Here is a 6,063-nt window from a genome sequence, read left to right as displayed (position 1 = left end):
CGCCTGGCCGGCCATCGCGTCGGTCTGCAGAGCCTCGATATCGTCAGCATCGGTGCCGGCGGCGGCTCCATGGCCAAGGTCGATGCCGGCGGCGTGCTCCACGTCGGGCCCGAGAGCGCCGGTGCCGTGCCAGGGCCTGCCAGCTACGGCCACGGCGGCACAGTCGCGACCGTCACCGATGCCAATCTCGTGCTCGGCCTGCTCGACCCCGCCGGCTTCCTCGGCGGCCGCACGCGGCTCGATCCGCAGGCCGCGGAGGGCGCGGTGGCGAGCGTGGCGCGCCAGCTCGGCCTCGGCGTGCTTCCCGCGGCCGAGGGCATCCATCGCGTCGTCAACACCAACATGGCGGAGGGCATCCGCCTCGTCTCGGTCCGGCGCGGCGCCGACCCGCGGCGCTTCATCCTGCTCTCGTTCGGCGGGGCGGCGGGGCTGCACATCACCGAGGTGGCACGGATGCTCGAGATCACCCGCGTGGTCATTCCGCGGGCGGCCTCGGTCCTCTCGGCCTGGGGCATGCTGGCCACCGACCTGCGTTACGAGTTCGTCCGCACGCACGTGGGCGAGGCCGGTCAGGTCGGCGCGTCCCGGCTGCGACGGCTCTTCGCCGACATGGAGGTCGAGGGGCGCCGGCGGCTGGGCGCGGGCTTCACCGGCCAGGTGGACGTGCGCCGGTCCGTCGACATGCGCTACGGCGAGCAGACCTTCGAGATTTCCGTGCCGCTCGACGGCGTCGACGTGGAGGCCGCCGACCTGATGAAGCAGGTGGTCGAGCGATTTCACCGGCGGCACGAGGAGCTCTACACCTACAGCGCGCCCGGCCAGGACGTGGTGCTGGTGAACGTGCGCGCCGCGGTGATCGGGCGCCTCCCGGCCCTGCCCGCCGAGCCGGAGCGGCGCGTGCGCGCGGCGGCCGCGCCACGGAGCCGTCGCGTCTACCTCGAGCGGTGGACGGAGGTGCCGGTCCACGACATGGACGGGCTGCCGGAGGGCCTGGAGGTCAAGGGCCCCGCGATCTTCGAGTCGGCCACCACGACCGTGTTGATCCGGGCGGCCGAGCGGGCTCTGGTCACCGCGCAGGGGTGGCTCGACATCCGCATCGGGTAGACCGCGTCCTCACCCATCCCCTCACCCTGCCCTGGGGGGAGAGGGGGATCAGGGAAGATTAGGTGATGGCGCCGATGGAGGCGTGGGAGACGGTCTTGGCGTACTTGGCGAAGACGCCGGTGGTGTAGCGCGGCTTCGGCGCCTTCCAGTTGGCGAGACGCTTCCGGATCTCCCCGGCCGGGATCTCGACGTCGAGGCGGCGCTTCTTCACGTCGATGTTGATGATGTCGCCGCTCTTCAGGGCGGCGATCGGACCGCGGTCGGCCGCCTCGGGCACGATGTGCGCGATCATGAACCCGTGGGTCGCCCCCGAGAAGCGGCCGTCGGTCATGAGCGCGACACTCTCGCCGAGGCCGGCGCCCTGCAGCGCGCCGGTGACGTGGAGCATCTCGCGCATCCCGGGCCCGCCCTTGGGCCCCTCGTAGCGGATCACGATCACGTCGTTCGGCTTGATCTTGCCCTTCTTCACCGCCTGGAACGCGTCTTCCTCGCGCTCGAAGACGCGCGCGGGTCCGCGGTGGGCGTACTTCTTCTGGCCGGAGATCTTGATCACGCAGCCGTCCGGCGCCAGGTTGCCGCGCAGGATCGCGATGCCGCCCTCCGGCTTCAGCGCCTTCTCGAGCGGCTTGATCACGTCCTGTCCCGGCGGCTCCGACGCGGCGCGGATCTCCTCGCCGAGGGTCCGCCCGCTGACCGTCTTCGCGCCCGCGTGGAGGAGCCCGGCCTCGAGGAGTCGCTTGCCCACCACCGCCATGCCCCCCGCCTCGTACATCTCGGGCGCGGTATAGGTGCCCCAGGGCTTGAGGTCGGCCAGCACCGGCGTCTTGCGCGAGATGCGGTCGAAGTCGTCGATCGTGAGCTTGACGCCGAAGTCCCGCGCGGTGGCGAGCAGATGGAGCACCGCGTTGGTGGAGCCGCCGGTGGCCATCACCCCGGCGATGGCGTTCTCGAAGCTCTTGCGGTCGACCAGCGAGCGGGGGGTCGCGCCCTTCCGCACCAGGTCCATCACGAGCTTGCCCGCCTCGAACGCGACCTCGTCCTTGCGCGGGTCGACGGCCGGGATGTCGTTCCAGCCCATCGGCGAGACGCCGAGCATCTCGTAGGCGGTGGCCATCGTGTTGGCGGTGAACTGGCCGCCGCAGGCTCCGGCCCCGGGGCAGGCGTGGTCCTCCACGTCCTTGAACTGCTCGAGGGGGATCTTCCCGGCGTTGTAGGCGCCGAGGGCCTCGAACACGTCCTGGATGGTCAGGTTGCGGCCCGCGAACGGCCCCTCGGCGCCCGCGCAGCGGCCGAACATGATCGAGCCGCAGTAGAGCATCAGGCTCGGGATGTCGAGCCGGCCCAGCACCATGGTCATCGCGGGAATGGTCTTGTCGCAGCCCGAGATGGTGACGATCCCGTCGAACATGTGGCTGCGCGCGACCAGCTCCACCGAGTCGGCGACGACCTCGCGGCTGATGAGCGAGCCCTTCATGCCCTCGGTGCCCATCGTGATGCCGTCGGTGATCGAGATGGTGTTGACCTCGATCGGGGTGCCGCCCGCCGCGCGAATCCCCTGCATGACCTTCTCGGCCAGCTTGCGGTGATTCCAGTTGCAGGGCATGGTCCCGATCCAGCAATGGGCCACCCCGATCTGCGGGCGCGAGAGATCCTCGTCGCTGAAGCCGACCGCCTTCATCATGGCGCGGGCGGCGGCGCGATCGGGCCCTTCGAGGAGAACGCGGCTGTGCTTGCGGGGGTCGACGGCCATCGGAAACTCCTTTGTCGTGGGCTCGAGTCGGGAGGATTCTACAGCAGGTCGCGGAGGGGGACCAGCGAGTAGCCCGCGGCCCGCAACCCCGTGATGAGCGCGGGGAGATACGCCACGAGGCGCGCGCCCGCGCCGGGCACTCCATCCGCGTCGTGCAGGTCGTAGATCGCCCCGGCGCGCGCCCGCGCGGTGCCGCGCCGCGCCTGCTCGGCCGGCGTCACCGGCCGGCGGCCTTCCGGCTGTACCGTCCAGAACACGCACGGCACGCCGCAGCGGCGTAGCGTGGCGAACATCGCCAGATTGGTCTTGCCCCACGGTGGCCGGAAGAACGCGGGCGCCCGGCCCGCGGCGTCCGAGATCGCGACGTGGCCCTGGGCGATCTGGCGCGCGGTCTCGCTCGGCCCGCAGCGCCACAGGCTCGTGTGGCTCCAGGTGTGGTTGCCGAGGTCGTGGCCGGCTTCGGCGATGCGGCGGGTCACCGGCGCGGCGCGATCGGCGCGGCGGCCGATGAGGAAGAACGCGCCGCGCACCCCCTCCCGCTCCAGGACGTCGAGCACGCGCGGCGTCCACTCCGGATCCGGGCCGTCATCGAAGGTGAGCGTGACCGCCCGGCGGTCGCGCGCGCCTCGCCAGATCGAGCCGACGGTGAGCAGGTGCGATCCCCACGTATAGGCGCCCCAGACCGCGGGCACCGCGCCGGCCAGCCGCCAGGCCGCACGGATCACGGGGCGGGCCGCTTGGCCACCAGCAGGGTGAGCCGTCCGCTCTGTACGAGGTCGCCGTGCTGGTTGAGGATCCGGCGCTCCTCGACCACCACTCCGCCGTCTTTCATCGAGCGCTTGGCCACCGTGGTCGACACGCTGTGGATGGTGTCGCCCACCCGGGCGGGCTTGAGGAAGCGCCACTCGAAGCCCATGAAGGCGAGAACCACCAGCGGGGCCTGCGGCACGCGCCAGCCGAGGCCGGACGACAGGCAGAGGGGAATCAGATCCGGGATCGCGCCGGGATCGGTCGGGCGCGAGCCGGTCAGCGCGGTGAACATCGCGGCATGCGTCTCGGTGAGCGTCATGCCGGGAGTCTCGAGCGCGACGTGCATCTGCACGTCCTCGAAGTAGACTCTGCGCTCGGCGCGCGGCCCCGCCATCGCCCGATCAGGCGGGCCGGCGCGCGACGACGTGGTCGGTCTCGCCTTCCTGGACCACCTCGCCGCGCTGGTTGACCACCCGGCGCTCCACCGTGACCACGCCGGATTCCGGCCGCTCGCCGTCCTTCTTGGCGGAAACGCGCGCCTCCACGTGGATGGTGTCGCCGATCTTGATCGGCCCCTTGAACTTCCACTTCACCGACGCGAGCGGGCCCACCGCCTGCCCGGGCACCACGCGGTCGAGCAGCCCCTGCTGGATGGAGAGTCCGAGCAGCCCGTGGGCGATGCGCTCGCCGAACAGGGACGCTTTCATGTGCTCGGCGTCGGTGTGGAGGACGTTGTAGTCGCCGCTCAGCCCCGCGAAGATCACGATGTCGGCCTCGGTCACAGTGCGACCGGGCGAGACGTACTCCTCACCGAGCCGGATGTCGTCGAAGTAGGCGACGGGCTCTTCGCTCACGGGTCGCTAGGATAACACGCTGGTGCGCCGCCGGCGGCGTGGTGGGCGTCGAGGACGCCGGAGGCCGTATGGTACCCTAATTGATTGATGGCGGAGCAGATTCCCCGCCTGATGTACACACCAACGGAGGTGGCACATGCACAGTCGCAGGCAGTTCATCGTCAAGGGCGCCAAGCTGGTCGCGGCTGGCGCCGCCGCGGCGGCGGCCGGCCCTAGCGTATTCGTCCGGGGCGCGGCGGCGGCCGACAAGACCCTGAAGGTCCTGCAGTGGGCACACTTCGTGCCTGCCTACGACAAGTGGTTCGACCCGTGGGCGAAGGACTGGGGGTCCAAGCGCGGGGTCGAGGTGACGGTGGACCACGTGGGCTTCGCCGACGTGGTGCCGCGGGCCACCGCGGAGGTTGCGGCGCAGTCGGGCCACGACGTCCACATGTTCATCGGGCTCGCGAGCGCCTTCGAGGAGCACGTGGTCGACCTCAAGGACGTCGCGGCCAACCTGGAGAAGAAGTACGGCAAGCCGGTCGAGCTGGCCCACCGCAGCACCTACAACGCGTTCACCAGGAAGCAGTTTGCGCTGTCCGACATGTGGGTCCCGGATCCGGGCAACTTCCACAAGAAGGTATGGACGGACATCGGGATGCCGAGCGGACCGTCGACCTACGAGGATCTCGTCAAGGCGGGCCCCGAGATCAGGAAGGCCGCTCCCCAGATGCAGATCCCGATCGGCATCGGCCTCTCCCAGGACATCGACTCGAACATGGCGGTGCGCAACATCCTCTGGTGCCACGGCGGCTCCATCCAGGACAAGGACGGCAACGTCGTCCTCAACTCGGCCGAGACTCTCAAGGCCCTGGAGTACGCCAAGCGCCTGTACTCGGTCGGCATGAACCAGGCGGTGCTGTCGTGGAACGCGGCCTCCAACAACCAGGCATTCAACGCCCAGGAGACCGCGTACATCCTGAACTCCATCTCCGCCTACCGGACCGCGCAGGACAACAAGCTCCCGGTGCTCGACAACTACTTCTTCACCCCGGCGCTCAAGGGTCCGACCGGGATCCAGCTCGCCTCCGAGCACGTCATGAGCGGCTACGTGGTCTGGAAGTTCTCCAAGAGCCAGGACATCGCCAAGGAGTTCCTGGTGGCCCTGGTCGACGCCTCCCGCGAGTCGATGCTCGCGAGCAAGCTCTACAACTTCCCGTCGTTCTATGGCGCGGCCGCCGAGCCCAACACCCCGATCGCCAAGAAGAACGACTCCGGCGCGGCCTGGATCGCCAAGCAGTGCAACGCCGATCCCTTCGGCTCCCAGCCCGGCGACAAGCTCTCACTGCTGTCGAAGGCGCTGCCGTGGTCGACCAATCTGGGCTACCCCGGCTTCGCCAATCCGGCGGAGGGCGAGATCTTCGACACCTACGTGATCACCGACATGTTCGCCAAGGCCGCGACCGGCGCGATGTCCCCGAAAGACGCGCTCGCCGAGGCCAACACCCGCTGCAAGGAGATCTTCGCGAAGTGGCGGAAGAAGAACATGGTCGCCGGCGGCTCCAAGGACCGGTAGACCACCTCGTTCCGATCTTCACCGTGGCCGGCAGGGGGCCTTCACGGCTC

The 6,063-nt window shown here is 69.9% G+C and carries 6 protein-coding genes; 2 read left to right on the top strand and 4 right to left on the bottom strand.

The genetic code is table 11. The features are described from left to right. Positions 1–1,104, top strand: a 1,104-nt coding sequence (locus tag VKN16_13555; GenBank protein HME95227.1) for a hydantoinase/oxoprolinase family protein, incomplete at its 5' end; no start/stop codon positions are given. Positions 1,105–1,162: 58 nt separating this feature from the next. Here VKN16_13555 and ilvD read toward each other — a convergent pair. Genes ilvD through VKN16_13535 form a run of 4 tightly spaced genes read right to left on the bottom strand, consistent with a single transcriptional unit; the run spans position 1,163 to position 4,458 of the window. Next, complete coding sequence (ilvD, locus tag VKN16_13550) at positions 1,163–2,854, bottom strand: dihydroxy-acid dehydratase (protein ID HME95226.1); 1,692 nt, start codon at positions 2,852–2,854, stop codon at positions 1,163–1,165. A 38-nt stretch (positions 2,855–2,892) separates the two neighbouring features. Then, entirely contained in the window at positions 2,893–3,579 is a 687-nt protein-coding gene (locus VKN16_13545) for a polysaccharide deacetylase family protein (protein HME95225.1), read from the bottom strand. Then, complete coding sequence (locus tag VKN16_13540) at positions 3,576–3,998, bottom strand: hypothetical protein (protein HME95224.1); 423 nt, start codon at positions 3,996–3,998, stop codon at positions 3,576–3,578. The genes VKN16_13545 and VKN16_13540 overlap by 4 nt, the downstream gene beginning before the upstream one ends. Before the next feature lie 7 nt (positions 3,999–4,005). Next, complete coding sequence (locus VKN16_13535) at positions 4,006–4,458, bottom strand: MaoC/PaaZ C-terminal domain-containing protein (GenBank protein HME95223.1); 453 nt, start codon at positions 4,456–4,458, stop codon at positions 4,006–4,008. A 136-nt stretch (positions 4,459–4,594) separates the two neighbouring features. On the opposite strand from VKN16_13535, the gene VKN16_13530 reads away from it, so the two are divergent. After that, entirely contained in the window at positions 4,595–6,013 is a 1,419-nt protein-coding gene (locus VKN16_13530) for an extracellular solute-binding protein (protein HME95222.1), read from the top strand. Positions 6,014–6,063 lie beyond the last annotated feature (50 nt).

This window comes from Candidatus Methylomirabilota bacterium, from assembly GCA_035315345.1.
Classification (GTDB): Bacteria; Methylomirabilota; Methylomirabilia; order Rokubacteriales; family CSP1-6; genus CAMLFJ01.
The sequence above is the reverse complement of the archived record's forward strand: the minus strand, read 5'-3'. Positions and strand labels throughout refer to the sequence as shown.

Bases quoted from the DNA above. Each gene is read 5' to 3' on its own strand.
- VKN16_13540 (HME95224.1), bottom strand. From the start codon at position 3,998: ATGGCGGGGCCGCGCGCCGAGCGCAGAGTCTACTTCGAGGACGTGCAG.
- VKN16_13530 (HME95222.1), top strand. From the start codon at position 4,595: ATGCACAGTCGCAGGCAGTTCATCGTCAAGGGCGCCAAGCTGGTCGCG.
- ilvD (HME95226.1), bottom strand. From the start codon at position 2,854: ATGGCCGTCGACCCCCGCAAGCACAGCCGCGTTCTCCTCGAAGGGCCC.